Source organism: Massilia sp. YIM B02443 (assembly GCF_030411955.1).
Lineage (GTDB): Bacteria > Pseudomonadota > Gammaproteobacteria > Burkholderiales > Burkholderiaceae_D > Telluria.
Genome location: NZ_JASNRA010000017.1, coordinates 68,279 through 95,070 on the forward strand (window position 1 = coordinate 68,279; position 26,792 = coordinate 95,070).

The 26,792-nt window shown below is 68.2% G+C and carries 20 protein-coding genes; 17 read left to right on the plus strand and 3 right to left on the minus strand.

Translation table 11 applies throughout. From position 1 onward, the window contains the following. Positions 1 to 32 precede the first annotated feature (32 nt). The 4 genes from QPK27_RS17615 to QPK27_RS17630 are packed head-to-tail and all read left to right on the plus strand — an operon-like array spanning position 33 to position 5,602. On the plus strand, positions 33 to 1,082 hold the full coding sequence (locus QPK27_RS17615) for a glucokinase (RefSeq protein ID WP_290419550.1): 1,050 nt from the start codon (positions 33 to 35) through the stop codon (positions 1,080 to 1,082). Further along, positions 1,069 to 2,421 carry an MFS transporter gene (locus QPK27_RS17620; protein WP_290419551.1) on the plus strand — a complete coding sequence of 451 codons (1,353 nt, stop codon included), beginning with the start codon at positions 1,069 to 1,071 and terminating at the stop codon, positions 2,419 to 2,421. Before QPK27_RS17615 ends, QPK27_RS17620 begins: the two co-directional genes overlap by 14 nt. Then, positions 2,418 to 4,601: a heme-degrading domain-containing protein gene (locus tag QPK27_RS17625; protein WP_290419552.1), complete on the plus strand. Its 2,184-nt coding sequence runs from the start codon at positions 2,418 to 2,420 to the stop codon at positions 4,599 to 4,601. Before QPK27_RS17620 ends, QPK27_RS17625 begins: the two co-directional genes overlap by 4 nt. After that, on the plus strand, positions 4,598 to 5,602 hold the full coding sequence (locus QPK27_RS17630) for a Gfo/Idh/MocA family protein (RefSeq protein WP_290419553.1): 1,005 nt from the start codon (positions 4,598 to 4,600) through the stop codon (positions 5,600 to 5,602). The genes QPK27_RS17625 and QPK27_RS17630 overlap by 4 nt, the downstream gene beginning before the upstream one ends. Here the strand turns inward: QPK27_RS17630 and QPK27_RS17635 are convergent. Together QPK27_RS17635 and QPK27_RS17640 are read right to left on the minus strand one after the other, a co-directional pair. Further along, positions 5,584 to 7,596: a hybrid sensor histidine kinase/response regulator gene (locus QPK27_RS17635; RefSeq protein WP_290419554.1), complete on the minus strand. Its 2,013-nt coding sequence runs from the start codon at positions 7,594 to 7,596 to the stop codon at positions 5,584 to 5,586. The genes QPK27_RS17630 and QPK27_RS17635 overlap by 19 nt on opposite strands. A 111-nt stretch (positions 7,597 to 7,707) precedes the next feature. Continuing rightward, positions 7,708 to 8,868 carry a serine hydrolase gene (locus QPK27_RS17640; protein ID WP_290419555.1) on the minus strand — a complete coding sequence of 387 codons (1,161 nt, stop codon included), beginning with the start codon at positions 8,866 to 8,868 and terminating at the stop codon, positions 7,708 to 7,710. A gap of 177 nt (positions 8,869 to 9,045) precedes the next feature. On the opposite strand from QPK27_RS17640, the gene QPK27_RS17645 reads away from it, so the two are divergent. The 8 genes from QPK27_RS17645 to mnhG all read left to right on the plus strand — a co-directional run bounded on the left by QPK27_RS17645 (position 9,046) and on the right by mnhG (position 16,833). Beyond that, entirely contained in the window at positions 9,046 to 9,645 is a 600-nt protein-coding gene (locus QPK27_RS17645; protein WP_290419556.1) for a hypothetical protein, read from the plus strand. A 153-nt stretch (positions 9,646 to 9,798) separates the two neighbouring features. Next, on the plus strand, positions 9,799 to 10,668 hold the full coding sequence (locus QPK27_RS17650; protein ID WP_290419557.1) for a universal stress protein: 870 nt from the start codon (positions 9,799 to 9,801) through the stop codon (positions 10,666 to 10,668). A gap of 70 nt (positions 10,669 to 10,738) precedes the next feature. Next, the gene (locus QPK27_RS17655; RefSeq protein WP_290419558.1) at positions 10,739 to 13,657 is read left to right on the plus strand and encodes a monovalent cation/H+ antiporter subunit A; all 2,919 of its coding nucleotides are present in this window, start codon (positions 10,739 to 10,741) and stop codon (positions 13,655 to 13,657) included. After that, complete coding sequence (locus QPK27_RS17660) at positions 13,657 to 14,001, plus strand: Na+/H+ antiporter subunit C (protein ID WP_290419559.1); 345 nt, start codon at positions 13,657 to 13,659, stop codon at positions 13,999 to 14,001. Before QPK27_RS17655 ends, QPK27_RS17660 begins: the two co-directional genes overlap by 1 nt. After that, positions 13,998 to 15,635: a monovalent cation/H+ antiporter subunit D gene (locus QPK27_RS17665; protein ID WP_290419560.1), complete on the plus strand. Its 1,638-nt coding sequence runs from the start codon at positions 13,998 to 14,000 to the stop codon at positions 15,633 to 15,635. The genes QPK27_RS17660 and QPK27_RS17665 overlap by 4 nt, the downstream gene beginning before the upstream one ends. Beyond that, positions 15,632 to 16,162, plus strand: a complete 531-nt coding sequence (locus tag QPK27_RS17670; protein ID WP_290419561.1) for a Na+/H+ antiporter subunit E — start codon at positions 15,632 to 15,634, stop codon at positions 16,160 to 16,162. The genes QPK27_RS17665 and QPK27_RS17670 overlap by 4 nt, the downstream gene beginning before the upstream one ends. Before the next feature lie 24 nt (positions 16,163 to 16,186). Then, positions 16,187 to 16,465, plus strand: coding sequence for a K+/H+ antiporter subunit F (locus QPK27_RS17675; RefSeq protein ID WP_290419562.1), 279 nt, complete (start codon positions 16,187 to 16,189; stop codon positions 16,463 to 16,465). Next, complete coding sequence (gene mnhG, locus QPK27_RS17680) at positions 16,462 to 16,833, plus strand: monovalent cation/H(+) antiporter subunit G (protein ID WP_290419563.1); 372 nt, start codon at positions 16,462 to 16,464, stop codon at positions 16,831 to 16,833. Before QPK27_RS17675 ends, mnhG begins: the two co-directional genes overlap by 4 nt. Before the next feature lie 16 nt (positions 16,834 to 16,849). Here the strand turns inward: mnhG and QPK27_RS17685 are convergent, their stop codons facing one another. Further along, positions 16,850 to 17,413 (minus strand): putative glycolipid-binding domain-containing protein, encoded by a 564-nt coding sequence (locus tag QPK27_RS17685; protein WP_290419564.1) that lies wholly within the window; start codon positions 17,411 to 17,413, stop codon positions 16,850 to 16,852. Between the two features lie 365 nt (positions 17,414 to 17,778). Here QPK27_RS17685 and QPK27_RS17690 point away from each other — a divergent pair, with 365 nt between their 5' ends. The 5 genes from QPK27_RS17690 (at position 17,779) to QPK27_RS17710 (ending at position 26,792) form a co-directional block, all read left to right on the plus strand. After that, the gene (locus tag QPK27_RS17690) at positions 17,779 to 18,306 is read left to right on the plus strand and encodes a gluconokinase (protein WP_290419565.1); all 528 of its coding nucleotides are present in this window, start codon (positions 17,779 to 17,781) and stop codon (positions 18,304 to 18,306) included. A gap of 110 nt (positions 18,307 to 18,416) precedes the next feature. Next, complete coding sequence (locus QPK27_RS17695; RefSeq protein ID WP_290419566.1) at positions 18,417 to 21,485, plus strand: TonB-dependent siderophore receptor; 3,069 nt, start codon at positions 18,417 to 18,419, stop codon at positions 21,483 to 21,485. Between the two features lie 12 nt (positions 21,486 to 21,497). Beyond that, the gene (locus tag QPK27_RS17700) at positions 21,498 to 22,808 is read left to right on the plus strand and encodes a gluconate:H+ symporter (RefSeq protein WP_290419567.1); all 1,311 of its coding nucleotides are present in this window, start codon (positions 21,498 to 21,500) and stop codon (positions 22,806 to 22,808) included. A gap of 61 nt (positions 22,809 to 22,869) precedes the next feature. Continuing rightward, entirely contained in the window at positions 22,870 to 25,902 is a 3,033-nt protein-coding gene (locus QPK27_RS17705; protein ID WP_290419568.1) for a glycosyl hydrolase family 28-related protein, read from the plus strand. Further along, a complete protein-coding gene (locus QPK27_RS17710) occupies positions 25,899 to 26,792 on the plus strand; it encodes an alpha/beta hydrolase (protein ID WP_290419569.1) in 894 nt (297 codons plus the stop codon). The genes QPK27_RS17705 and QPK27_RS17710 overlap by 4 nt, the downstream gene beginning before the upstream one ends.

Below are 26,792 nucleotides of genomic sequence, written 5' to 3' on the forward strand. Positions count from 1 at the left end.
ACCGCCAGTAGAAAAGAAGAATCGAGGAGACAATGCAAGCGAATACCCCCCACCCCGGCGGCCCGCGCCTGCTGGCCGACATCGGCGGCACCAATGCGCGCTTCGCGCTGGAGACGGCGCCAGGTTCCATCGAGGCGGTGCAGACCCTGGCCTGCGCCGACCATCCGCGCTTCGAGGACGCCGTGCGCGCCTACCTGGGCGCCAGCGTGGCCGGTTGCGGCGGGCAGGTGCGCCATGCGGCGATCGCGATCGCCAATCCGGTCGACGGCGACGAGATCAAGATGACCAACCACCACTGGGCGTTCTCGATCGAAGCGGCGCGCTACGCGCTGGGCCTGGACACGCTGCTGGTGGTGAACGACTTCACCGCATTGGCGATGTCGCTGCCGGCATTGCAGGACGCCGATCTGGTGCGGGTAGGCGGCGGCGCCGCCAGGGCCGGCTGCGCGATCGGCCTGGTCGGGGCCGGCACCGGCCTCGGCGTCTCGGGCCTGGTGCCGAGCAACGGGCGCTGGATCCCGCTGCACAGCGAAGGCGGCCACGTCGCCTTTTCTCCGCTCGACGAACGCGAGGCCGACGTGCTGCGCTTCGCCTGGCAGCGCTTCGACCACGTCTCGGCCGAACGCTTCGTCTCCGGTCCCGGCCTGGCGCTGATCCACGAAGCGCTGGCGGATCGCGCCGGCATCGCGCTCGCCAGTGCGCTGGCGCCGTCCGACGTGGTCGCGCGCGGGCTCGAAGGCGGCGACGCCCTGTGCAAGCAAGCGGTCGACGTCTTCTGCGGCATGCTCGGCACCGTCGCCGCCAACCTCGCCGTCACCCTCGGCGCGCAGGGCGGCATCTATATCGGCGGCGGCGTGGTGCCGCGCCTGGGCGACTATTTCGCGTCGTCCCCGTTTCGCGAGCGCTTCGAGCGCAAAGGGCGCCTGAGCGGCTTCACGGCGCGCATCCCGACCTTCCTGATCACGGCCTCCTATCCGGCGCTGCAGGGCGCTTCGCGCTTACTTGCCGACCACTTGGCCGACCATCCGGCGCGCCTGCACGCCGTGCCTTCGACCCGGGAGGCGGCCAATGCGTCCATCTAAAACCGCTTCGCCTTTGCTGTGGGTGCCGACCGGCTACTTCACGATGGCGCTCGGCTACGTGATGCTCACCAGCGTCACCGCCATCATGTTCAAGAACCTGGGCATGGACAACGGCCGCGCGGCGCAGTATTCGAGCCTCCTGATCCTGGCCTACACGGTCAAGCCACTGTTCGCGCCCTTCGTCGAGATGTACCGCACCAAGAAGTTCTTCGTGCTGTGGGCGCAGATCCTGATCGGCGCCGGCTTCGCGGGCGTGGCGCTCTTGATGGAGCTGCCCGGCTACATGGCCTTCCTGATGGCGATCTTCTTTGCCTTGAGCTTCATCGGCGCGACGCAGGACATCGCCAGCGACGGCGTGTACGTCACCTCGCTGGATGCGCGCTCGCAGTCGCTGTACTGCGGCATCCAGAGCCTGTCGTGGAACATCGGTCCGATCGTCGCCGCCGGCGGCATGGTCTACCTGAGCGGTTACCTGCACACCACCGTGTTCGGCCATGACCCGGCCGTGTTCGGGCCGGACTGGATCGACGCCTGGCGCATCATCTTCCTGCTGGTCGGCGGATTGACCCTCTTGATGGCGCTGTGGCACTGGCGCTTCATGCCGGAAGGCGCGCGCGCCGCCGATACGCCGTCGAACGTGAAGGACGCCGGCCGTATCCTGCTCGACGCCTTCGTCACCCTGTTCCAGAAGCGCGGCGTGTGGCGCATGATCGCCTTCGCCTTCCTGTTCCGCTTCAGCGTCGGGCTGCTGGAAAAGATCGGACCGTTCTTCATGGTCGATCCGGCCTCGAAAGGCGGCCTCGGATTGTCGAACGAGATGCTGGGCCTGATCTACGGCACCTATGGACTGGCGGCGGTGCTGCTCGGCTCCCTGCTGGGCGGGTGGTATGTCGCCAGGCGCGGGCTGAAGTCGACCCTGCTGGTGCTGTGCTGCGCGATCAACATCCCGAACGCCACCTTCCTCATCATGAGCATCGCCATGCCATCGAGCCTGGTGCTGATCACGCTCGGCGTCGCGGTCGAAAAATTCTTCTTCGGCTTTGGCGCGGTCGGCTTCATGATCTACCTGATGCAGCAGCTGGCGCCCGGCAAGTACACCACCACCCACTACGCCTTCGGCACCGGCCTGATGGGCCTGTGCGGCATGGTCACCGGCGTGGTCAGCGGCCACCTGCAGGAGATGATGGGCTACGTCAGCTACTTCGTGCTGGTGATGGTGGCGACCATTCCCTCGTTCCTGGCGACCTGGTTCGCGCCGTTCTACCATGACGATGGCAGCGCGCCGCAACCGGACCAGGATGCCGGCAAGGATGCCGACGGCAAGGCGGTCCCCGCATGAGGCGCCTGTCGATTCCATTATTGTTCCTCGCTGCCGGCACGGCCGCCGCGCAAAGCAGCACCATCAAGCTCAATCAGGTCGGCTTTCTGCCGCAGGCGCACAAGCTGGCCGTGGTGCCGCAGGGCGCCAGCGGCACCCGCTTCGAGGTGGTCGGCGCCGACGGCAAGACCGTGTTCGAAGGCGCGCTCGGGGCGCCGGGACGCTGGGAGCCGTCCGGCGAAACCGTGCGCGTGGCCGACTTCAGCGCGCTGGCGCAGCCGGGCACCTATCGTTTGAAAGTCGCCGGTCTGGCGCTGTCCGATCCGTTCGCGATCAAGCCTGACGCCTACCGCGCGCTGGGCGACGCCGCGCTCAAGGCATATTACTTCAACCGCAGCGGCATCGGCATCGACGCCAGATACGGCGGCGCCTGGGCGCGTGCGGCCGGCCACCCGGACGACAAGGTGCTGGTGCACGTTTCCGCCGCCTCGCGCGCGCGGCCACAGGGCACGGTCATTGCCAGCCCCAAAGGCTGGTACGACGCCGGCGACTACAACAAATACGTGGTCAATTCCGGCATCTCGACCTACACCCTGCTGGCCGCGTTCGAGCACTATCCGGGCGCCTTCAAGCACGACGTCGGCATTCCCGAATCCGGCAACGGCGTGCCTGACATCCTCGACGAGGCGCTGTGGAATCTCGAGTGGATGCTGACCATGCAGGATCCGAACGACGGCGGCGTGTACCACAAGCTGACCAACCTGCGCTTCGACGGCACCGTCATGCCGCACGAGGCCAACCGCACGCCACGCTACGTGGTGGCCAAGAGCACGGCGGCGGCGCTCGACTTCGCCGCCACCATGGCCGCCGCCGGCCGCGTGCTGGCGCCGTACGAGAAACAGTGGCCCGGCATGGCGGCGCGCATGCTGGCGGCAGCCGAAGGCGCGTGGCGCTGGGCCGAGGCCAATCCGAAGGCGGTGTTCAAGAATCCGGCCGACGTCAAGACCGGCGAGTATGGCGACGACCAACTGGACGACGAATTCTTCTGGGCCGCCGCCGAACTGTTCATCGCCACCGGCAAGGATGCGTATTCCCAAGCCCTGCGCAAGTACGATGCGCCATTGACGACGCCATCCTGGGGCAATGTACGCGCGCTGGGCTGGATTTCATTAGCGCAGGCGCGCGAGCGCCTGGCGCCGTCGTTCGACCGCGCCCGGATCGAGGCGCGCCTGGACGGCCTGGCCGCGCAACTCGCCGAGACGTCACGCAACGCCGGCTACCGCGTGCCGATGGCGAGCAAGGACTTTGTCTGGGGCAGCAACGCCATGATCCTGAACCAGGCCATGATGCTGCTGCAGGCCTATCGCCTCAACCGCAAGCCGGACTACCTGGCGGCGGCGCAGTCGGGCCTCGACTACGTGTTGGGCCGCAACGCCACCGGCTACGCGTTCGTGACCGGCATCGGCGCGCGTCCCTTCCTGCATCCGCACCACCGGCCGTCGATGGCCGACGGCGTCGCCGCGCCGGTGCCGGGCTGGCTGGCGGGCGGGCCGAATCCGGGCCAGCAGGACAAGAAGGATTGCCCGGCGCCGTATCCAAGTACGCGCCCCGCGCTCTCTTACATCGACCACGATTGCAGCTACGCCGCCAACGAGGTCGCCATCAACTGGAACGCGCCGCTGGTGTACGTCACGGCGGCGCTGTCCACCCTCACGCCCCGCCCCATGGACAAAGACCTGGTTGCGCTGGACCTGCTGGCGCGCGAAGAGCAGCAGCTGCAATTTGAACGCTTCGACCAATCCATCGCCGATGCGATCGGCGCGAAGATCGTCGAGCGCGCGCGTAACAAGCGCCAGACCGTGACGGTGCAGATCAAACAGGGCGAGACGGTGCTGTTCACCCAAGCGATGCCGGGCGCCTCGCCCGACCACCTGGACTGGATCCGGCGCAAGAACAATCTGGTCAAGCGCACCGGCCACAGCTCGTTCTACACCCACAACGAAGTGCGCCAGGGCGGCGGCGACCACGACGCCCTGCCCGGCCTGGACATGCGCGACTACGCGGCCCACGGCGGCGCCTTCCCCGTGGTGGTGCGCGGCCAGGGCCTGGTCGGCACCGTCACCGTCTCGGGCCTGCCGGGGGCGGACGACCACGCCCTGGCGGTGGCCGGCGTGAAGGATTACCTGGGAGTGCAGCCATGAGCGCCGCGATGGGGAACAACCGTACCATCCGCTGGGGCATCCTCGGCACCGGCCGCATCGCGCGCGACTTCGCGGCCGGCCTGCGCGACACGCCGGATGCGGTGCTGGCGGCGGTCGGCTCGCGCACGCAGGCCAGCGCGCAAGCCTTTGCCGACGATGTCGGCGCGCCGGCCGCCTACGGCTCGTACGAAGAGCTGGCGCAGGCGAACGACGTCGACATCATCTACATCGCCACCCCGCACACCCTGCACGCCGAGAACGCCATCCTGGCGCTACGCGGCGGCAAGGCGGTACTGTGCGAGAAGCCGTTCGCCCTCAACCGGCGCGAAGCCGGCGAAGTGGTGGCGCTGGCGCGCGCCAAGAACCTGTTCCTGATGGAGGCGATGTGGACCCGCTTCATGCCGGCGCTCAGTGAAGTCAAGCGCATCATCGCCAGCGGCGAGATCGGCAGCGTGACCCAGGTGCACGCCGACTTCGGCTTCGCCGCCACCCATGACCCCGAACACCGCGTCAACAATCTGGCGCTGGGCGGCGGCGCGCTGCTCGACCTGGGCATCTATCCGCTGTCGATCGCCTGCGCCCTGCTGGGCAAGGTCGAATCGGTGCAGGCCCAGGCCATCATGGGGGAGACCGGGGTCGATCTCACCACCGCCTTCACCATGAAGCACGCCGGCGGCACGCTGTCGATCTGCAGCTGCTCGCTGCGCGCACGGGCGCCGGGCGAACTGACGGTGTCGGGCACGCGCGGCAGCGTGCGCATGGAGCGCATGTTCCACATGGCCGAACGGGTCACGGTGGATGTGCTGGACGGGCCGTCGCGCACGATCGAAACACCATGGCTGGGCAACGGCTACACCCACGAGGCGATCGCCGCCGGCCAGTGCCTGCGCGACGGCATGCTCGAGCATCCGGACATGCCGCTCGACGAGACCCTGGCCCTGATGGGCGTGTTGGACACCATCCGGCGCCAGATCGGCCTGCGCTATCCGGGCGACGCCTGAACGCCGTCGAGCAGCGCCGCCAGCTGGCGCATGTCGGCCGGCTTGACCAGGTAGTGGTCGAACCCGGCGTCCAGCGCCAGCGCGCGGTCGGCGTCGCTGCCGTAGCCGGTCAGCGCGATCAATAGCGGCGTTTCTTGCTTCAATCCGGCGCGGATGCGGCGCGCCAGTTCGCGTCCGTCCATGTCGGGCAGGCCGATGTCGAGGATGCAGGCGCCGGGCGGCTGCGCCAGCACGCGCTGCAGGGCCGGCGCCGGCGCATGCTCGACCTGCACCCGGTAGCCCTCGGCATCGAGCAGCAGCGCCAATGAGGCGGCGGCGTCCTGGTTGTCGTCGACCACCAGCACGTCGTCGGCGCTGCCGCGGCGCAGCGCCGGCGGCGCCTGCAGCGGCGACAGTGGCGGCGGCGGCGGCGGTTCCACCGTCAGCCGCGGCAGCGTCACCGTGAAGGTGCTGCCGTGGCCCGGGCCGTCGCTGGCCGCCTCCACCCGTCCCCCATGCAGCTCGACCAGGTTCTTGACCAGCGCCAGCCCCAGCCCCAGGCCGCCCTCGGCGCGGTCGGGCGTGCGCCGCGCCTGGGTGAACAGGCCGAACACGTCGGGCAGCAGTTCGGGCGCGATGCCGATGCCGTCGTCCTGCACCACCAGCTGCGCCTGGTCTGCATGGGTGCGCACCGCCAGCAGCACGCTGCCCTCTTCCGGCGTGTACTTGGCGGCGTTGCCGAGCAGGTTGGCCAGCACCTGGATCAGGCGCTTGGGGTCGCCCTCGACCAGCACCTTCGATTCCGGCAGCTCGGTGCGCAGGCGCTGGCGCTTCATCTGCATCAGCGGCTGCGCCTGTTCCAGCGCCGCGGTCACGGTCTGGCGCAGGTCGACCGCCTGGCGTTCGAGCTCGATGATGCCGCGCGTGACGCGCGAAACGTCCAGCAGGTCGTCCACCAGGTGCACCATGTGGTTCACCTGGCGCCCGATGATCTCGCTGGTGCGGCGCACCTGGGCTGGGTCGCTCGCGTACACGCTCTTGAGCAGCTCGGCCGCGGTGCTGATCGGCGCCAGCGGATTGCGCAGCTCGTGCGCCAGCATGGCCAGGAATTCGTTCTTGCGCTCGTCGGCCAGGCGCAATGCCGCCAGCGCCTCGTTGCGCTCGCGCTCGGCCAGGCTGCGCGTCAGGTCCTGGCGGTACAGCTGGTAGGCCAGGCGCCACACCACGGCGATCAGGATCACCAGCAAGCCCCACACGAACAGCCAGATCATGGTGGTCAGATCGATGCCCGCATCGGCCGTGCGCACCGCCCAGGTGGCGACCATGCCGAGCAGGATCGGCGTCAGCACCAGGGGCCCGAGCAGGCGGCGCAGGGTGCGGCTGCTCGGGTTGTCGCTGGCCAGCGCCACCATCAGGCCGCGCTCGGGCCGCAGCGCCAGCACCGCAACGGAAGCCAGCACGAAGCCGAGCGCGGTGCGCAGCGAGGTGCCGCGTCCCGGCAGCAACTGGTACAGCACGGTGTCCTCGGCGGCGAAGCCGGCCAGGGTGAGCAGGGCGAACAGCAGCAAGCCGGCCGCCAGCGCCTGGGCGATGGCAACGCTGCGGCGCGCCCCGACCAGCACCAGGCTGGCGCCGAGCACCACGAACAGGCCGGCGGTGAGCGGCGCCGGCAGGCTCCACGCGTTGGCGCTGGCGCCGATGCCGAGCGACAGCGGCGGCGGCGCCCAGCCGGCGCCGCGCATCAGTGCGGCGCCGAGGCTGAATACGAGCAGCGCCAGCGCCAGCACGCGGCCTGCGTGCAAGGCGGCGCCCTGCGTGCGCAACTGCAGCAGCAAGGCGCCGGCGGTGCACACGAAGCCGAGCGCGGTGGCCGGATACATCTGCGGACGGCCGCTGTCGGCCCCGATCAGCAGCGGCAGGTGCAGCCACCAACCGGCCAGCGCGGCGCCGGCGAGCAGCAGGCAGCCCAGCGCGGCGCCGCCCGGGATGAGTGGACTGGTAGTTGGTCTGGTCATGGTGCGACACTGCGCGAACGTGATGCAAGAACGCTAATGCTACCAGCCGCAGCCGCCAGAGATGCTCCTGATTCGCTACGACAATCAAATCAGTCCGCACCGTGGGCGCTATCAGGGCGGCAATCCGTGCCGGTACCATCCGTATTCCCACCGCCACGGCATGTCGTTCGGGCCCAGCGCCAGGCGCGCGATGTCGGGGAAGATGCGCTCGGCGCGCACGTCGTTGGCCAGCATGACCAGGCAGCGCCGGCGCGCCTCCAGGCAGATCACCATATTGCCGGTGCTGTCGTTGTGGCCGCCCTTGAACCAGGCCGGCCCGCTGCGGTCGCGGAAGGTGACCATGCCCAGGCCCGCCGCCAGCCCGGGCACCGGCGCCGCAGTGTCGACTGCCAGCGTGGGGAACTGGCTGGCCGAGCGGATCGGCAGCTGCGCGCGCAGCATCTCGGCGCGCATCGCCGCGCCCAGCACCGCGCCGCGCTGCAGCGCCGCCCACAGGCGCGCCTGGTCGGCGATGCTGGTGTCCATCGAGCCGGCCGCCACCGGGCTGCCGCGCTCATCGTGCGGCTCCATGCGGCCCTCGGTCGTATAGCCGTCGGCCAGGTTGGCGGCAAAATCGGGGCGCCACTGCATGCCCGTATCCGGCATGCCGACGCGGTCGAACACCCGCTCCTGCATCGCGCGCCCGAGCTCCAGCCCCAGGCCCTCTTCGACGATCAGCTGCAGCACATAGAAGCCCTCGGCCGAGTAAGCGTAGCGGCTGCCGGGCGTGAAATGAAAGCGCAGCCGCCCGTCCGGTTCGAGCCAGCGGAAGTTGGCGAAGCCGGCGGCGTGGATGAGCAGGATGCGCGGCGTGAGCAGGCGCCAGCGATCGTCGCCGGCCAGCTGGCGGAAGTCGAAGCGGCCATCGCCGCGCGCCAGCGCGTATTCCGGCAGCGGCTTGGGCAGCAGCGTCGCGACCGGGGCGTCGAGATCGAGCTTTCCTTCCTGCGCCAGCTGCAGCACCGGCAGCGCGAACACGGTCTTGGTCAGCGAGGCGCCGTACATCACGGTGTCGGTGCGCAGCGGCAGGCGGCGCCCGGCGTTGCGCCAGCCGTAGGCGGCCTGCTTGAGCACGCGGCCGTCGTCGACCAGCGCCAGCGCCAGTCCCTGCACGCCTTCGCGCGCCATCAGGCGCTCGATGTCGGCATCGACCCAGCCGGGATCGGCGCCACCGGGCGGCGTGGCGCAGGACCCGAGGCACAGCAGCAGGACGACCGCGAACAGCGCTTTCATGGTGTCACCTTCAAGATGCCTGTATTGACAGCGAACCATCGAAGTGTAGCGCGCAGCCCGGCAGCAGGCAATCGGCGCTGCCTTGACGCTGCTTTACCCGGCTTTACATTTGCCGCCCTGTTGGCGCGCTCATGCCAGGCCGTTAATGAAAGACGATCAGCTCAACAAGGTATGAACATGGTTACCAGTATCGGCGGCGCAAGCGCCACCCAGGCGGCGTACGCGACGCGCTCCGTCACCAGCACCCAGACGGCGGCCGGCGCCGAAGACACGTCCGCAGCCGTCACCCAGGAGGTGGCCGACAGCGGCGCACAAGTCGCCACCCTGAGCGACGAATCGGCAGCCGCCGCGCGCCTGGGCGACCAGCTGAGCGCACAGGCCGACGCCGCGCGCGTGCAGCGCGCCGTGGACGAGAGCACGGCAACGGCGACCGACAGCGGCGAGACCACGGAAACGCTCGAAGCGACCGACACTGCAGAAACGCAAGCTGCGGCGCCGGCGAGTGGCGGTGGGGCGCCGATGGCGGCCGGCGGCGCCACGGCCGCGTCGACCACCACCGATACCGACTATATCGAAGAAGCCGACACCAACTCGGACAAGACCGTCAGCGACCAGGAACGCGCGGTGTACGACGCCAAACAGCGGCGCCAGGCCGAGGAAACGGCAGCGAAAGAGCAGGCCTCCGCGACCGATCCGGCCGAGGCCCGCTCGGCCGAGGTGCGCAGCGCCTATGGCCTCGACGGCGAGGCCGCACCGGCGCTCGACATCACCGCCTGACGCCGCGCCCGGGCCCCGCGCAGGGCGCAGCTTCGCCGCAGCGCACCAAATTTACCTGCTCTCAATTTTCAAAAATCGGGAGAAACGCGTTGTAGTCAGGTCGTCAACTACGGTAGAGTGTCGCCTCCGAGAAGACTTTCCACGAGGCGGCGCATGTCCGAACACAGCCAAACTACGCCCCCCGGATTGTTGCTTGCGACGGACCTGAGCGCCCGCTGCGACCGGCCGCTCGAGCGCGCGAAGCAGCTGGCGGGCCAATTCCATTCCCCTTTGACGGTGCTGACCGTCCACGATGCGCCGCAGGCGCCGGCCGACGTCACCGGCTGGCTCGACGGCGACATCGGCCGCGAACGCGAGGAACAGCTCGCGCGCACCGAGCTCGCGCGCGAGTTCGCCGGCAGCATGCTGCAGGTCACCCCGCGCTTCGCCAGCGGCGCGGTCGACAGCGCCATCCTCGACGCCGCCGCTGCGCTGCCGGGCGCGATCGTGGTCACCGGCGCGTCGAGCCACGACAGCCTGGGCGGCCTGCTGCTCGGCTCCACGGTCGAGAAACTCGCCCACAAGCTGCAGCAGCCGCTGCTGGTGGTGCGCCAGCGCGTGCGCGGGCCGTACCGCCGCATCATGGTGGCTACCGACTTCACCCCAGCCGCGCAACTGGCGCTGGCAACGGCCGTGCGCCTGTTCCCGGGCTGCCCGATCACGCTCTTCCACGCCCACGACAGCGCCGAGCTGCTGGGCGATGATGCCCTACCGCGCGCGGAGTTCACGCGCTTCCTGGCCGCCTGCGCGCTGCCGGATGCGGCGCGCGCCCACGTCACGCCGGTGATCGGCGAAGGCGAACCGGCCTCGCAACTCACCCGCTACGTGCTCGAGCACGACATCGACCTGGCCGTGTTCGGCCTGCACGAAGAGTCGGCCCTCAAGCGCCTGCTGGCCGGCAGCCGCAGCGATCAATTATTGCAGGATGTCGCCAGCGACACCCTGGTCGTCCGTTTATCTGATCCTTCTGGAGAACACCCTTGAAATCGCTCATCCGCTCCGTGCGCCTGTGCGCACGTCCTTACACCTGCCACTGCCCTGAAGGATGACATCGATGACATCGCTGGCATTGCTGCTGCTCGTCCTTCTCCCCTTCGCCGGCGCCTTCGTGTGCGCCTGCCTGCCCAACGGTTCACGCAACCGCCCCGCCGTCGCGGCCGGTGCGTTCACACTGGTGGCCCTCGCTACCGCCATCTTCCAGTTCGACCGTCTCGACACCGAAGTCCTCACTTCGCGCCACGAATGGCTGCCGACATTCGGCCTCGACATCATCCTGCGCATGGACGGCCTGGCCTGGCTGTTCTCGGTGATGGTGCTCGGCATCGGCCTGCTGGTGGTGCTGTATGCGCGCTACTACATGAGCAAGCGCGACCCGGTCGCGCGCTTCTACGCCTACATGCTGGCCTTCATGGGCGCCATGATGGGCGTGGTCCTGTCGGGCAACCTGATCCAGCTGGTGGTGTTCTGGGAACTCACCAGCCTCACCTCCTTCCTCCTGATCGGCTACTGGCAGGAGCGCAACGACGCCCGCCGCGGCGCGCGCATGGCGTTCACCGTCACCACCGCCGGCGGCCTGTGCCTGCTGGCCGGGGTGCTGGTCGTCGGCCACATCGTCGGCAGCTATGAGCTGGACGTGGTGCTGGCCGCGGGCGACCAGATCCGCGCGCACGCGCTGTACCTGCCGGCCCTGATCCTGATCGCGCTCGGCGCCCTGACCAAGAGCGCGCAGTTCCCGTTCCACTTCTGGCTGCCGCACGCGATGGCGGCGCCCACGCCCGTCTCGGCCTACCTGCACTCGGCGACGATGGTGAAGGCCGGCGTGTTCCTGCTGATCCGTCTGTTCCCGGCGCTGGGCGGCACCGAGGAATGGACCTGGCTGATCGTCGGCGCCGGCGTCAGCACGCTGGTGCTGGGCTCCTTCTTCGCGATCTTCCAGCACGACATGAAGGGCTTGCTGGCGTATTCCACCATCAGCCACCTGGGCCTGATCACGGTACTGATGGGCATCGGCAGCCCGATGTCGGTGGTGGCGGCGATCTTCCACGTGATGAACCACGCGATCTTCAAGGCCTCGCTGTTCATGGCGGTCGGCATCATCGACCACGAGACAGGCACGCGCGACATGCGCATCCTGCGCGGCCTGCGCCGCGCGATGCCGGTCACCGCCGCGCTGGCGATCGTGGCCTCGGCCTCGATGGCCGGGGTGCCGCTGATGAACGGCTTCCTGTCGAAAGAGATGTTCTTCGCCGAGACCGCGCACGTGGGCGGCACCGAGGACTGGTCGATGTCGTACGCCGCGCTGGCGATGGGCATCTTCAGCGTGGCCTATTCGCTGCGCTTCATCAGCGTGTTCTTCGGCCGCCTGGCCAAGGACCTGCCGCTTGAGCCGCACGAGCCGGCGCGCTGGATGCGCTTCCCGGTCGAATGCCTGGTGGTGCTGTGCATCGCGGTCGGCATGTTCCCCGAGCGCGTGGTGGGCGACATCCTGGCGGTGGCATCGAGCTCGGTGCTGGGCGTGGCAATGCCGGAATACGACCTGGCGATCTGGCACGGCTTCAACCTGCCGCTGTTGATGAGCGGCGCGGCGCTGGTGCTGGGCGCGGGACTGTACTACTTTTTGCTGCGTCGCCACGACCTGCGCGAGCGCACGCAAGTGCCGGTGCTGCACCGCCTGAAGGGCGCGCAAGCCTACGAGAACACCATGCTCGGCCTGGCGACCGGCGCCAACTGGCTGATCCGCTGGACCGGCACCAAGCGCCTGCAGCCGCAGTTGCTGGTGTTGATGGCGCTGATGGTGGCGGCGCCGCTGCTGCTGGTCGATCCGCTGCCGTCGCTGCCCGACCTCACCGCCTTCACCTCGCGCGAATTCAGTCCGCTGTTCGCCGTGCTGTGGCTGATCGGCGCCGGCTGCGCCGTGGGCGCGGCCTATAAGGCCAAGTACCACCGGCTGGCGGCGCTGTCGATGGTCGGCGGCACCGGCATCGTCACCGCGATCACCTTCGTGTGGCTGTCGGCGCCCGACCTGGCGCTGACCCAGCTGATGGTGGAAACCGTGACCACGGTGCTGATCCTGCTCGGCCTGCGCTGGCTGCCGCCGCGCTTCGCTCCGCCGGGCCTGAAGGACAAGGCGCCGCCCAGCACCTGGCTGCGCCGTTCGCGCGACGGCCTGATCGCCGCCGCCGGCGGCCTCGGGCTGGCCGCGGCCAGCTACGCGATCCTGATGCGCAGCCCGCCGCCGTCGATCGGCGACTTCTTCGTGCTGCGCGCGCTGCCCGAAGGCGGCGGCTCGAACGTGGTCAACGTGCTGCTGGTGGACTTCCGCGGCTTCGACACCATGGGCGAGATCACCGTGCTGTCGGCCGTGGCCCTGACCGTGTATGCGCTGCTGCGCCGCTTCCGTCCGGCCACCGAGTCGATCGCGATTCCGGTCCAGCAGGCCAGCGACGTCGATCCGGCCGTGAGCCAGACCCCGGCGGTGCAGGCGGCCAGTGGCTACCTGATGATCCCGGCCGTCTACCTGCGCCTGCTGCTGCCGGTAATGGGCGTGATGGCGGCCTACTTCTTCATGCGCGGCCACAACCTGCCGGGCGGCGGTTTCGTCGCCGGCCTGATCTTCGCCACCGCGCTGATCGTGCAGTACATGGTGGCCGGCACCGACTGGGTCGAATCGCACCTGCGCCTGCGCCCGCACCGCTGGATCGCCTGGGGCCTGTGGTGCGCCTGCCTCACCGGCATCGGCGCCTGGTTCCTCGGCTACCCGTTCCTGACCAGCCATACGGCGCACCTGACGCTGCCGCTGCTGGATGAAATCCACGTGCCGAGCGCTTTCGTGTTCGACCTCGGCGTGTTCCTGGTGGTGGTCGGTTCCACCATGTTGACCCTGGTCGCGCTGGCGCACCAGTCGCTGCGCAGCCATCGCGTGGCGGCCGACGCCACCCGCGCCACCATCCCGCCCGCCAAGGAGATCTTCTGATGGAGCTGATCATTTCGCTCGCCATCGGCATCGTGTTCGGCTCCGGCATCTGGCTGGTGCTGCGTCCGCGCAGCTTCCAGGTGCTCAGCGGCCTGATGCTGATGTCGTATGCCGTCAACCTGTTCATTTTCGTCATGGGGCGGCTGTGGGTCGACGCCCCGCCGCTCACGCCGCCCGGCGCCACGCCGGTGCCGAGCGACCTGGCCGACCCGCTGCCGCAGGCGCTGGTGCTGACCGCGATCGTGATCGGCTTCGCCACCACCGCGCTGTACCTGGTGGTGATGATCGGTTCGCGCGGCCTGACCGGCACCGACCACGTCGACGGCAAGGAGCCTGAAGTATGAATCAACTGTTGTCGCTGGACTGGAGCCAGCACCTGATCATGGCGCCGATCCTGCTGCCGCTGCTGGTCGGCGCGATCCTGGCGCCGCTCACCCAGGGCTGGCACCGCCTCAAGTTCTGGCTCAGCTACGCCTCGGTGCTGGGCATGCTGGCCACCGCGCTCGCGCTGATCGGGATGACCGACGGCGGCCACTGGCAGGACGGCATGGGCGTCTACCTGGCCGCCAACTGGAGCGCGCCGTTCGGCATCGCGCTGCTGGCCGACCGCCTGAGCAGCATCATGCTGCTGCTGTGCGCCGTGCTGGCCCTCGCCGCGCTGCACTTCACGCGCCTGCGCTGGGGCCGCATCGGGGTGCACTTCCATACCCTGTTCCAGTTCCTGCTGATGGGGATCAACGGCGCCTTTTTGACGCACGACCTGTTCAACCTGTTCGTGTTCTTCGAAGTGATGCTGGCCGCCTCGTACGGCCTGGTGCTGCACGGGTATAACGCCGAACGGATTCGCGCCAGCATGCAGTACATCGCGATCAACCTGGCCGCGGCGCTGCTGTTCCTGATCGGCACCGCGCTGATCTACGCCACCACCGGCACGCTGAACATGGCCGACCTGTCGGCGCGCGTGGCGCTGCTGGCGGGCGAAGAGCTGGCCCTGTTCAAGGTCGGCGCGGCGGTGCTGGCGCTGGCCTTTTTGACCAAGGGCGCCATGTGGCCGCTGGGCTTCTGGCTGCCGACCACCTACGCCGCGGCCTCGCCGCCGGTGGCGGTGATGCTGGTGTTGATGACCAAGGTCGGCGCCTACATCGTGCTGCGTCTGTGGCTGTTGATGTTCTCCGATGGCAACGGCGCCGCGGCCGGCTTCGGCCAGGACGCGCTGCTGTATGGCGGCATGCTGACCATCGTGTTCGGCGCCGCCGGCATGCTGTCCACCGACACCGCTGGCCGCATGGCGGGCTATGGCGCGATCGTCTCGTCCGGCACGCTGCTGGCGGTGATCGGCTACGGCCAGCCGTCCCTGGTCACGGCCGGCCTGTACTACCTGATCGGTTCGACCGTCGCGGTGGCCGCCTTCCTGCTGTTGATCGAACTGATCGACCGCATCCGCACGCCACGTTCGGCGATGCTGGCCCTGACCATGGAAGCCTATGCGGTCGAGGATACGCCGGCCGAGCCGAGCGGACGCGGGGTGCCGGCGGCGATGGCCTTTCTGTCGCTGGCGTTTGCCGCCTGCGCGCTGATGATCGCCGGCCTGCCGCCGCTGTCCGGCTTCGTCGCCAAGTTCGGCATGTTCCATGCGCTGCTCAATCCGGCCGACGGCGGCGCGATTCCCGCCTCCGGCTGGAGCCTGATGGCGCTGATCGTGCTCTCGGGCCTGATCGCGGTGATCTCGATGATGCGCTTCGGCGTGCGCACCTTCTGGGCCAACGCCGGCGCCGAGCCGCCCAAGCTGCACCGCTCCGAAGTGGCGCCGGTGCTGTTCCTGCTGGGTCTTTCGGTGCTGATGACGGTGCACGCCAACGCGCTGTTCGGTTACCTGGGGCGCGCCAGCGACGACATCCACCGCCCCGCCACCTATGTCCAGCGCGTGCTGGGCACGCCCACGGTCCCCGGACCGGTGTCAAACCCGGAGGTGCCATGAGCCGCTGGCTACCCTATCCTTTCGTGTCGCTGGCGCTGTGCGCGCTGTGGCTGTTGCTGAACCAGACCCTGTACCCGGGCCACATCCTGCTCGGCGTCCTGCTCGGCGTGGCCGGACCGCTGCTGACGCGGCGCCTGCAGCCGCTCGGCTACCCGCGCCTGAGGAAGCCGATCGTCATCGTGCGCCTGCTGGGCTTCGCCTCGGTCGAGGTGGTGCGCTCGTGCTTCAACGTGTGCCGCGTGATCCTGTTCGCCGACTACGCCAACCTGAACTCGCAGTTCATCCGCGTGCCGCTGACGATGCGCGATCCGTACGGGCTGGCGGCGCTGTCCTGCCTGATCAACATGACGCCCGGTACCGTCTGGACCGAGGTGCAACCCGGGGATCAGCCTGAGAAGCGGCACGAACTGGTGCTGCACGTGTTCGACCTGCACGACGCCGGCTGGTGGGTCGACACGATCAAGACGCGCTACGAAGCGCCGCTGATCCAGATCTTCGAGACCAAACCATTCGAGGCACAACCATGAACCGCATTGAATCGGAGGCCAACCATGGCAACCCTGCTTGAACTGTCGATCGGCTACGCGCTCGTGTGCGTGCTGGCGGCCATGGTGCTGTGCGCCGGACGCCTGCTGATCGGTCCCTCGGCCCACGACCGCGTGCTGGCCCTGGACACCCTGTGGATGTGCGGCATGCTGCTGGCGCTGGTGCTCGGCATCCGCTACGGCACCCAGGTCTATTTTGAAGTGGCGATGCTGATCGCGCTGGTCGGCTTCGTGTCGACGATCGCCATGGCCAAGTTCCTGATGCGCGGGGAGATCATCGAATGAGCGAACTCGAACAGCTGCCCGCATGGGCGTCATTGATCGTGTCGCTGCTGCTGATCCTGGGCGCCAGCATCATCCTGATCGGCGCGCTCGGCCTGCTGCGCCTGCGCACCTTTTATCAACGCATCCACGGCCCGGCGATCACGGTCACGCTCGGCGCCGGCAGCCTGCTGCTGGCGTCGATGCTGTACTTCACCGTGGGGCAATCACGGCTGGTGGTGCACGAGGTGATCATCACCTGCTTCGTGCTGCTCACGGCGCCGGTGGTGGCGATGATGATCATGCGCGCGGCCGTGTACCGCGACCTGCGGGCGAAGAAGGGGGATAGCGGGGCGACGGCGGGGGAGGTTTACACCACCACGCGCGAGTGAAGTCGCCAGTGCGACATCAGCCTGTGATGCGCCGGAACAGGCCGGGATAGTGGACTACCAGACCATCGGCATCGGTCACGATCTCGGCCTGGAACGGATTCGACAAGCTCTCGAACAGGTAGCGCCCCGTGCCCAGCGCCGTATAGGCCTGGCGCGACGGCGCCACGCTCGCCTCGGGCAGCGTGATGTAGGCCACGCGAATTTCCTGCCGCTCGTGCAAGCGCTCTCCCAGGCGACGGATCGGCAGCGTATTGGTGAACGGCGTGCCGGTGATGTCGATGTCGATGCAGCCGTCGAGCGCCGGTAGCGGATCGCCGTCGACGCCGCTCCAGTGTCCCTCGCCATCGCCGCGCAGCAGCAGCGTGGCGCCGCCCGCCACCCGCAGCTGCACCCGGCGCACGCGCCAGCGCGCGTCGCAACGCACGGCATAGCTGCAGCCGAACAGCTCGCCCGTGAACATGGACCCGAACGACGGTCCGATGACGACGCCGTCGGCGGCGAAACCCTCCTCGGTCTGCGCCAGCGTGAAGTGTTCCAATCCTTCGCCTTCTTCGGTCGTCCAGCGGCACATGCGTTGCATGTCAATCTCCTCCAAGGTCGTCACAAGACCTTGTCGACCCTCCACGGTAGCCGATTGCCCGCCTCGATCACAGCCACACCTTAGCCGCTATACGCTTGTCGAATAGTTATTCAACGACTGCGTGTTGTAATTACAACGCGCACAACTTTCGATGGCGCGGCGCAGCAGTGTTAGCGCTATCAAATACAGTCCAAGTTTTCTGAGTGAAAACCCTAATCAAGCGCTTTGTCCCGTGACGCGAAAACTCGCGCTCCTATCTTTATTTTTATTGCACCGCACCATCGTTGCCCCGTTTACAAATTTTCAAGCGAGGCAGAGACTGAAAAAAACGCAATGATAGCGCTAACGGTAGTCAAGGAGACAATATGCAGGCAGAACCGCTTCAGGTCCGGCAAGGCAGCCGTACGCGCTGGATCATCATGGGTGTCAGCGGGTGCGGCAAGAGCACCATCGGCGCCCTGCTCGCTTCATCGTTCGCTGTTCCCTTTCTCGAAGGCGATGCCTTCCACCCGGCCGACAACGTCAGCAAGATGGCGTCCGGCGTCCCGCTCGACGACGACGACCGCGCCGGCTGGCTGCAGGCGCTGGCCGCCGAACTGCAACAGGCGCACGCCGAAGACCGCGGCCTGGTGCTGTCCTGCTCCGCGCTCAAGCGCCGCTACCGCGACCTGCTGCGCGAGGCCGACCCTCAGCTGCGCTTCGTGCACCTGGCCGGCCCGCGCGCGCTGATCGCCGACCGCATGCACCAGCGCCCGGACCACTACATGCCGCCCTCGCTGCTCGACAGCCAGCTGCGCATCCTCGAACCGCTTCAGCCCGACGAGGGCGGGCTCACCCTCGACATCACCCAGCAGCCGGCGGCGCTGGTGGACCGCATCACCGCATCAAGCTGAACCCGCCGGGTTCAGGCGCAGCGACAGCATCGATTCAAACGCAAGCCGGGGCGCCGCCGCCCGCCAATGAGGCGGCGCGCCCTGAATACAACAAGCGACAGGAGACAACCATGCGCACCCCAGTTCAAAGGACCTTGATCAGCCTTGCCGTCGCCAGCGCCTGCTGGACGCTCGGCGCACTCGCCCACGCCCAGCAGGCGCCGGCCGCTGCGGCTATGCCGGCGCAGGCCACCACTACGGCGGCAAGTACCGACGCCGCCACCGATACTTCCGGCGGCGCTGCTGCCGGCGCCACCGCTTCCGGCGCCGGCCAGGAAGCCGCGCCGGAGACCGCGCCCGCCGGCACCGCTCCGGCCAGCGCCGAAGGCGGCAACGTGGTGCGCATCTCCGGCTCGCGCATCGCGGCGCGCGGCTTCACCCAGCCGACGCCGACCACCAGCCTGAGCACCGCCGACCTGGAAAAGGCGGCCAAGCCGAACCTGTTCAACACCCTGGCCGAACTGCCGGCGCTGCAGGGCAGCACCGGGCGCACCACCAGCACCAACAGCACCAGCAGCGGTATCCAGGGCCTCAGCTCCCTGAGCCTGCGCGGCCTGGGCACGATCCGGACCCTGACCCTGCTCGACGGCCAGCGCGTGGTCGGCGCCAACGTCACCGGCGTCACCGACGTCAGCCAGTTCCCGCAGCTTTTGGTAAAACGCGTCGACGTGGTCACCGGCGGCGCCTCGGCCTCGTACGGTTCGGACGCGGTGGGCGGCGTGGTCAACTTCGTCACCGATAAAAAATTCGAGGGCTTCAAGGCCAACGTCCAGGCCGGGCAGACCAAATACGACGACGACCGCGGCGGCACCGTGCAGGCGGCGTGGGGCCGCGCCTTCATGGATGGCCGTTTCCACGTCACCGCCAGCGGCGAGTTCACCAAGGAGAACGGCATCGAGTCGCCCGGCGTCGGCGGCGTCGGCCCCAACGGCCGCACCTGGTACCAGAACCCGGCGTATTCGGTGCGCCCGCTGAACCAGACCGGCGACGGCCTGCCGCAATACCGCGTGATCCAGAACGCGCAGCAGTACCAGTACTCGAAATATGGCCTGATCACCAGCGGCCCGCTGCAAGGCACGGCCTTCGGCGACGGCGGCGTGCCGTACCAGTTCCAGTACGGCTCCAATGGCCGGCCGACCGGCACCGGCGCCGTCACCGGTTGCGTCAATCCGTTCTGCATCGGCGGCGACCTGAGTGGCAGCGTGGGTTCCGGCACCAACCTGGCGATGAACTTCAAGCGGCAGGTGGCCTACACCCGCATGTCGTTCGACCTCGACGCCGACAACGAGATCTACTTCACCGCCAACTACGGCCAGGTGGCGTCCGAGTTCTCGCCCAACCCGGGCGCGGCCAAGAACGCCAACCTGACCATCCAGTGCTCGAATCCGTTCCTGCCGGCGTCGATCGTGGCCGCCTGCGCCCAGAACAACATCACCAGCTTCCAGTACGGCACCTCGAACGCGATCTTCCCCGAGTACATCAACGTCCACCCGACCCGCACCCAGCGCCGCTTCGTGCTCGGCGCCGACGGCAAATTCAATATGTTCGGCAAGGAGTGGTCGTACGACGCCTACGTGACCCACGGCGAGAACAAGACCAATCTCGACGCGCGCGCCATGACCATCAACCGCCGCTACAACGCCGCCATCGATGCGGTCAGGGCGCCGGACGGCAGCATCGTCTGCCGCAACCCGGTCGCAGCAAGCTCCGGCTGCGTACCGCTCAACATCATCGGCAACAACCCGGTCGATCCGCGCGCCTGGGCCTACATCGCGCCGGAAAACGGTCCGCGCCAGCGCACCACGCAAAGCCAGGACGTGGGCAGCTTCAACATCAACGGCGAACTCTTCGAAGGCTGGGCCGGCCCGGTCTCGCTGGCCACGGGCGCCGAATACCGGCGCGAGAAATACCGCGTGCGCGGCGACGCCTACGGCAACGGCGTCACGCCCGATTCGCCCAACAACGCGCAGTACCCGGCCGATCCGCTGCTCGACAGCGTGGTGGGCAACAACTGGTACGCCGGTAACTTCCACAACGGTGAAGGCAGCTACAACGTGCGCGAAGCCTACGTGGAGCTGAACATCCCGCTGCTCAAGTCCGACACCTGGGGCGAGGCCAACATCAACCTGGCCGACCGCGAAACCAAGTACAGCACCGCCGGCAGCGTCGGCAGCTGGAAGCTGGGCGCCACCTGGCAGACCCCGATCGACGGCCTGCGCCTGCGCGGCGTGACCTCGAAAGACGTGCGCGCACCGAATCTGAGCGAACTGTTCGCGGCGCCGGTGGTGGTCAACAACGTGGTCCAGTACCAGGGCAACACCATCAGCGTGCAGGAGCGCACCGTCGGCAACACCAACCTGCGGCCCGAGATCGCGCGCAACAACTCGTTCGGCATCGTGCTGAGCCAGCCGAAGTGGGCGCCGGGCTTCTCGGTCTCGCTCGACTACTTCGACATCAAGGTCAAGGGCGTGATCTCGGCGCTGACGATCCAGCAGGAAGTCGACCTGTGCGTGGCCGGCAACCAGGAGATCTGCTCGGCCATGGTGCTCAACAACCCGGGCAACAACTACGTCACGGTGCAGAACTTCAACCTGGCGTCCCTGCACGCGAAAGGCTTCGACATCGAGACCGCCTACAGGACGGGGCTCGAGCGTCTGAACCTGCCGGGCCGCTTCACCTTCCGCGCGCTGGCCACCCGCAACCTGCACTTCATCACCGATTCGGGCGTGGTCGGCACGGCGCCGGTGGACGCCGCCGGTTCGAACATGGGCAACACGCCGAAGTGGAAGCTGCTGGCGCAGCAGACCTGGGACCACGACAAGTTGAGCCTGACGCTGACCGAACGCTGGATCAGCGACGGCACCTACCGCAACGACTTCATCGAGTGCCAGACCGGCTGCCCGGTGTCGACCCTGATCAACCCGACCATCTACAGCAACAAGATGAAGGGCGCGACCTACTTCGACTTGGGCGGCAGCTACCAGCTGTCGAAAGCGATGCAGCTGTACTTCAAGATCGACAACCTGACCGACCAGGATCCGGAACCGGCGCCGCAGACCAATGCCAGCTACGGCATCAACCCCGCGCTGTACGACGTGGTCGGGCGCACCTACCGGGTCGGCCTGCGCTACGGTTTCTGACGGGGCCGGGGCATGGGGAACCTGCTACCCGTCCTGCTGGCCGTCGGCCTGCTCACGCTGATGATCGCCTGGGGCAAGGTCCAGCCGCTGCTGGCCTTCGTCGTCGCCTCGCTGGTGGCGGCCCTGCTGCTCGGGGTGCCGCCAGAGCGCATCCCGGGCGCGATCGAGAAAGGCATCGGCGACCTGCTCGGATCGCTGGTGGTGGTGATCTGCCTGGGCGCCGTGTTCGGCAAGCTGATCGCCGACAGCGGCGCCGCGCGCCGCATCGCCACCTGTCTGCTCGACGCGCTGGGGCCGGCGCGCATTCCGGTTGCGCTGACCGTGACCGGCTTCGTGGTCGGCATTCCGCTGTACTACAACGTCGGCTTCGTGCTCCTGGTGCCGCTGATCTTTTCGCTGGTGGCCGGCAGTGGCCGGCCGGCGGTGGCGCTGGCGATTCCGTTATTGGCCGGGCTCTCGATCGCGCATGGCTTCTTGCCGCCGCATCCGTCGCCGGTGGCGCTGGTGGCGGCGATCCACGCCGACATGGGCACCACGCTGCTGTACGGGATCGTGGTGGCGGTGCCGACGCTGATCCTGGCCGGCCCGGTGTTCGCGATGTCGCTGCGCCGCATCCAGGCCACGCCCGCGGCCATCTTCCGCGACGGCGCGCAGGTCGACGACACGCGCCTGCCCGGGGCCTTCAACAGTTTCGCCAGCGCGCTGCTGCCGGTGCTGCTGCTCGCGGCCACCACCTTGCTGGCGATGGCGCGCCCGGACCTGGATGGCGCGCTCAAGTTCTTCTCGAATCCGCTGGTGGTGATGCTGCTGTCGTACCTGGTGGCGGTGTTCACGCTCGGCCTGGCGCAGGGGCGCACTTTGTCCCAGGTGATGCAGGGCCCGGGCGAGGCGATGCGCGAGATCGCGCCGATCCTCCTGATCATCGCCGGCGCCGGCGCGCTCAAGCAGGTGCTGGTCGAGTCGGGCGTCAGCGCCGAACTGGGCGCGCAGCTGCAAAGCCTGCCGGTGCAGCCGCTGGTGCTGGGCTGGCTGGTGGCGACCGTGATCCGCATCTGCCTCGGCTCGGCCACCGTGGCCGGCGTCACGGCGGGCGGCATCGTGGCGCCGCTGGTGCACAGCTCCGGCGTGGATCCGAACCTGATGGTGCTGGCGATCGGCGCCGGAAGCCTGATGTGCAGCCACGTCAACGATTCGGGGTTCTGGATGTTCAAGGAGTACTTCGGCCTGTCGCTGAAGGACACCTTCCGTTCCTGGACGCTGATGGAAACCCTGGTCGGGGTGTTCGGCCTGCTGTTCGTACTGCTGCTGTCGATGTTCTTGTGAATGCCGTAAAAAATAAGAGGGGACTACAACGATGATGACAACCTTACCTGTTCGTCCGCGCATGCTTGCGTTGGCACTGCTGCTTGGCGCAGCCGCTGCCGGCGTCGCCGTTGACACGCATGCTGCACCCACGCCTTCGGTGTCCGCCTACCAGGCCATGCCGGTCGACCCGCGCGCGATCGTCGTGCGTGCCACCGGCAACGGCAGCAGCGACGATACCGCCGCGATCCAGGCCGCGCTCGATTCCGCCGCCAACAAGGGCCAGGGCGGCGTGGTATTCCTGCCGTCGGGACGCTATCGCATCACGCGCTCGCTCCTGATCCCGCTGGCGGTGCGCCTGTACGGCGTCGGGCCGACCCGTCCCGTGCTGGTGCTGGCCGAGAACACGCCCGGCTTCCAGAAGGGCGTCGCCAACATGGTGATCTTCACCGGCGGCGACCAGTACACGGTGGGCAAGGTGCCGATGCCGGTGCCGAGCGCGGTGCCGTTCAGTGCCGAAGAAGGCAAGGCGGTGCGCAACGCGAACTCCTCGACCTTCTATTCGGCGCTGTCGAACGTCGACTTCGAGATCAAGGACGGCAACCCGGCCGCCGCCGCGGTGCGCATGCACACCGCCCAGCACTCGAACCTGAGCCACATCGATTTTCATCTCGGCTCGGGCCTGGCCGGCGTCTACCAGGTCGGCAACGTCGCCTACAACCTGCGCTTCTACGGCGGCCGCTACGGCATCCTGAGCGAGAAGACCTCGCCCGCCTGGCAGTTCACGCTGATGGATTCGAGCTTCGAAGGCCAGCGCGACGCGGCGATCCGCGAGCACGAGGCCAGCCTTACCATGATCAATACCGAGATCAAGGATACGCCGGTGGGCGTCGAGATCAACCGCGGCTACGGCGACTGGTTGTGGGGCAAGGACGTGCGCTTCGAGAACGTCAGCAAGGCCGCGCTCATCGTCAGCAACGAGGACAACGTCTATACCCAGGTCGGCATGGAAAACGCCATCGCGCGCAACGTGCCGACTTTTGTCCGCTTCCGCGACAGCGGCAAGACCATCGCCGGCAAGGGCCGCGACTACCGCGTGAATGAATTCAACTACGGCCTGTTCGTCAAGCAGATGGGCGAGATGGGCACGTTCGGCACCAACTACAAGACGGGCGCCATTCCCGCCAACGCCGCGCCGACGCGCGCATTGCGCCCGCTGCCATCGTCGAAGGACTGGGCCAATGTGCTCGACTATGGCGCCAGGGGCGACGGCCAGACCGACGACACCGCCGCGCTGCAGAAGGCAATCGACAGCAACCGCACCGTCTACCTGCCGCTCGGCTTCTACGTGGTCAACGACACCATCCGCATGCGGCCCGATACCGTCATCGTCGCCCTGCATCCGGGCCTGACCCAGCTGGTGATCCCGAACGGCTCGCCCAAGTTCCAGGGTGTGGATGCGCCCAAGGCGCTGCTGGAAAGCGCGCGCGGCGGCGACGGCATCGTGTCCGGCATTGGCCTGGCCACCGGTGAAGTCAACAACCGCGCCGTCGCCCTGCTGTGGCGCGCCGGCGAGCAGTCGCTGGTGGACGACGTGCGCATCCAGGGCGGCCACGGCACCCGCCTGTACGACGGCAGCCGCGCCGACCCGTACAAGAAGGATGCCAAATTCGACACCACCGCGCACTGGGACCGCCAGTACCCGAGCGTATGGGTGACGGACGGCGGCGGCGGCACCTTCTCCGGCATCTGGTCGCCCAGCGGCTACGCACAGGCGGGCTTCTACGTGACCAATACCAAGACCCCGGGCAAGGTCTACGAACTGTCGGCCGAGCACCATATCCGCGCCGAGATCGTGCTCGACAACGTGGAGAACTGGGAATTCCTGGCGCCGCAGACCGAAGAGGAAATCCGCGACGGTGCCGATGCAGTGTCGCTCGAGATCCGCAACTCGAAGAACCTGCTGTTCGCGAACTACCACGCCTACCGCGTGACGCGATCGTACAAGCCGATGCCGGCCGCCGTCTTGATCACGAACTCGAGCGACATTCGCTTTCGCAACGTGCACGTGAACGCGGAGAGCGGCTACGCCACCTGCGACGACGCCGGCTGCACCACCTATCTGCGCGCCAGCAAGTACGCCTACGAGAACGCGATCCGCGACGTCACCAACAAGCTCGACGTGCGCGAGCGCGAATTCGCGATGTTCGACTACAGCGGCAAGCAGCGCACGGCACCTGGCGCGCAGGGCAAGGTCGAGAAACTGGAAGGCGGCTTCTATGCGATCGCCGGCGGCGCGGTCGATGCCAAAGGCAAGCTGTACTTCGTCGACCGCTACTGGAAGCGCATCTTCAGCTACAGCAAGAGCCAGGGCCTGAGCGTGGTGCGCGACGCGCCGCTCGATCCGGTCAACCTGGCGATCGACAACAGCGGCAACGTGATGGTGTTGTCGTCGTACGGTCCGCAGGCCAGCGTGTACGCGTTCAAGCCGGACATGCCGGGGCTTGATCTCACCATGATCAAGCCGACGCCGGTTGCTGCGCGCAATGGTGCACGCGTGGCGGTGCCGGTCAACTTCTGGCAGAACGGCGAATTCAAGGACCAGCTCAACTTCGACACCTACGAGTTCACCACGCTGGCCGAGATGTTCGCGCGCGACGTCGCGCTGCCGAAGGCGAACGAATACGTGTCGCCCGACGGCAGCCTGGTGCTGCCAGCCTACCGCGTGCTGCGCCAGGGCGGGCCGGACCACCTGGGCTGGCGCTGGGCCGATTCGCTGCAGGCGCACGGCTTCGTGACCGCACCGGTGGGACAGCGCGTGGTGTTTACCAACGGCTCCGAGAACCGCACCTTCAGCGGCGTGGTGAACCAGGGCGGCGGCCTCACCGACCTGAAGCAGGTGGCGAATCGCGGCGGCGAGAGCGCGGCGCTGGGACCGGACGGCAACGTGTACGTCGCCAACGGCCAGGTCTTCATCTATGGCCAGGACGGCAAGCAGAAGGGCCGCATCGACGTGCCGGAGCGTCCGCTGCAGCTGATCTTCGGCGGCGCCGATAAACGCACGCTGTACATCCTGACGCATCACTCGCTGTACGCGACCCAGGTCGGACGATGAAGCGCTTCGCCATCGCCGTCGGCGCCCTGCTGCTCGGCGCTGGCGCCCTTGCCCAGCAGCCGCCGGCGCCGCAGCAGGTGCGCCTGTGGCCGGACGGCGCGCCCGGATCGGAACGCCGTCATGGCGAACCCGAGAACGTGCGCGACGTCTACATCAGCAACGTGCACGATCCGTCACTGACCGTGCTGCGCGCCGACCCGCGCCACGCCAACGGCGCCGCCGTGGTCGTGGCGCCGGGCGGCGGCCACCGCATGCTGGTGTTCCAGAACGAAGGCGTGGTGGCGGCCAAGGCGCTGAACCGGATCGGCGTCACCGCCTTCGTGCTGAAGTACCGGCTGGCGCGCGATGGCGACGCGGGCTACACGATCGAAGGCCACGCCGCCGCCGACCTGCGGCGCGCGCTGCGCTGGGTGCGCGCGCATGCGCGGGAGTATGGCGTCGATCCGCAGCGGCTGGGCGCGATGGGCTTTTCGGCCGGCGGCGAGCTGGTGACGCTGGTCGCCGATCATCCGCAGCCCGTTGCCGGGGCCAGGCGCGATGCAATCGATGGCTTCGACGCCCGTCCCGACTTCCAGGTGCTGGTTTATCCCGGCCCCGGGGGCATGCCGGCGACAAATGCGAAAGACGCGCCGCCGGCCTTCCTGGTGGCCGGCTCGCGCGACGAATGCTGCATGCCGCCGACGCTGGCGCTGTACCAGCAGCTGGTCGCCGCCGGCGTGTCGGCCGAGCTGCACCTGTATGCCGATACCGATCACGCGTTCAATATGGGCCAGCGCGGCGAGCGCGTCTCGCTGCAGCACTGGCCCGATCGCCTGGCCGACTGGCTGGCCGACGGCGGCTGGCTGGTGCCGCACAACGGGCGCAAGCCCGAAGGCGTGCCCGCGCCATGA

Bases quoted from the DNA above. Each gene is read 5' to 3' on its own strand.
- QPK27_RS17630 (WP_290419553.1), top strand. From the start codon at position 4,598: ATGAGCGCCGCGATGGGGAACAACCGTACCATCCGCTGGGGCATCCTC.
- QPK27_RS17650 (WP_290419557.1), top strand. From the start codon at position 9,799: ATGTCCGAACACAGCCAAACTACGCCCCCCGGATTGTTGCTTGCGACG.
- QPK27_RS17685 (WP_290419564.1), bottom strand. From the start codon at position 17,413: ATGCAACGCATGTGCCGCTGGACGACCGAAGAAGGCGAAGGATTGGAA.
- QPK27_RS17690 (WP_290419565.1), top strand. From the start codon at position 17,779: ATGCAGGCAGAACCGCTTCAGGTCCGGCAAGGCAGCCGTACGCGCTGG.
- QPK27_RS17640 (WP_290419555.1), bottom strand. From the start codon at position 8,868: ATGAAAGCGCTGTTCGCGGTCGTCCTGCTGCTGTGCCTCGGGTCCTGC.
- QPK27_RS17620 (WP_290419551.1), top strand. From the start codon at position 1,069: ATGCGTCCATCTAAAACCGCTTCGCCTTTGCTGTGGGTGCCGACCGGC.
- QPK27_RS17615 (WP_290419550.1), top strand. From the start codon at position 33: ATGCAAGCGAATACCCCCCACCCCGGCGGCCCGCGCCTGCTGGCCGAC.
- QPK27_RS17655 (WP_290419558.1), top strand. From the start codon at position 10,739: ATGACATCGCTGGCATTGCTGCTGCTCGTCCTTCTCCCCTTCGCCGGC.
- QPK27_RS17670 (WP_290419561.1), top strand. From the start codon at position 15,632: ATGAGCCGCTGGCTACCCTATCCTTTCGTGTCGCTGGCGCTGTGCGCG.
- QPK27_RS17645 (WP_290419556.1), top strand. From the start codon at position 9,046: ATGGTTACCAGTATCGGCGGCGCAAGCGCCACCCAGGCGGCGTACGCG.
- QPK27_RS17700 (WP_290419567.1), top strand. From the start codon at position 21,498: ATGGGGAACCTGCTACCCGTCCTGCTGGCCGTCGGCCTGCTCACGCTG.
- QPK27_RS17695 (WP_290419566.1), top strand. From the start codon at position 18,417: ATGCGCACCCCAGTTCAAAGGACCTTGATCAGCCTTGCCGTCGCCAGC.
- mnhG (WP_290419563.1), top strand. From the start codon at position 16,462: ATGAGCGAACTCGAACAGCTGCCCGCATGGGCGTCATTGATCGTGTCG.
- QPK27_RS17635 (WP_290419554.1), bottom strand. From the start codon at position 7,596: ATGACCAGACCAACTACCAGTCCACTCATCCCGGGCGGCGCCGCGCTG.
- QPK27_RS17710 (WP_290419569.1), top strand. From the start codon at position 25,899: ATGAAGCGCTTCGCCATCGCCGTCGGCGCCCTGCTGCTCGGCGCTGGC.
- QPK27_RS17705 (WP_290419568.1), top strand. From the start codon at position 22,870: ATGCTTGCGTTGGCACTGCTGCTTGGCGCAGCCGCTGCCGGCGTCGCC.
- QPK27_RS17665 (WP_290419560.1), top strand. From the start codon at position 13,998: ATGAATCAACTGTTGTCGCTGGACTGGAGCCAGCACCTGATCATGGCG.
- QPK27_RS17625 (WP_290419552.1), top strand. From the start codon at position 2,418: ATGAGGCGCCTGTCGATTCCATTATTGTTCCTCGCTGCCGGCACGGCC.
- QPK27_RS17675 (WP_290419562.1), top strand. From the start codon at position 16,187: ATGGCAACCCTGCTTGAACTGTCGATCGGCTACGCGCTCGTGTGCGTG.
- QPK27_RS17660 (WP_290419559.1), top strand. From the start codon at position 13,657: ATGGAGCTGATCATTTCGCTCGCCATCGGCATCGTGTTCGGCTCCGGC.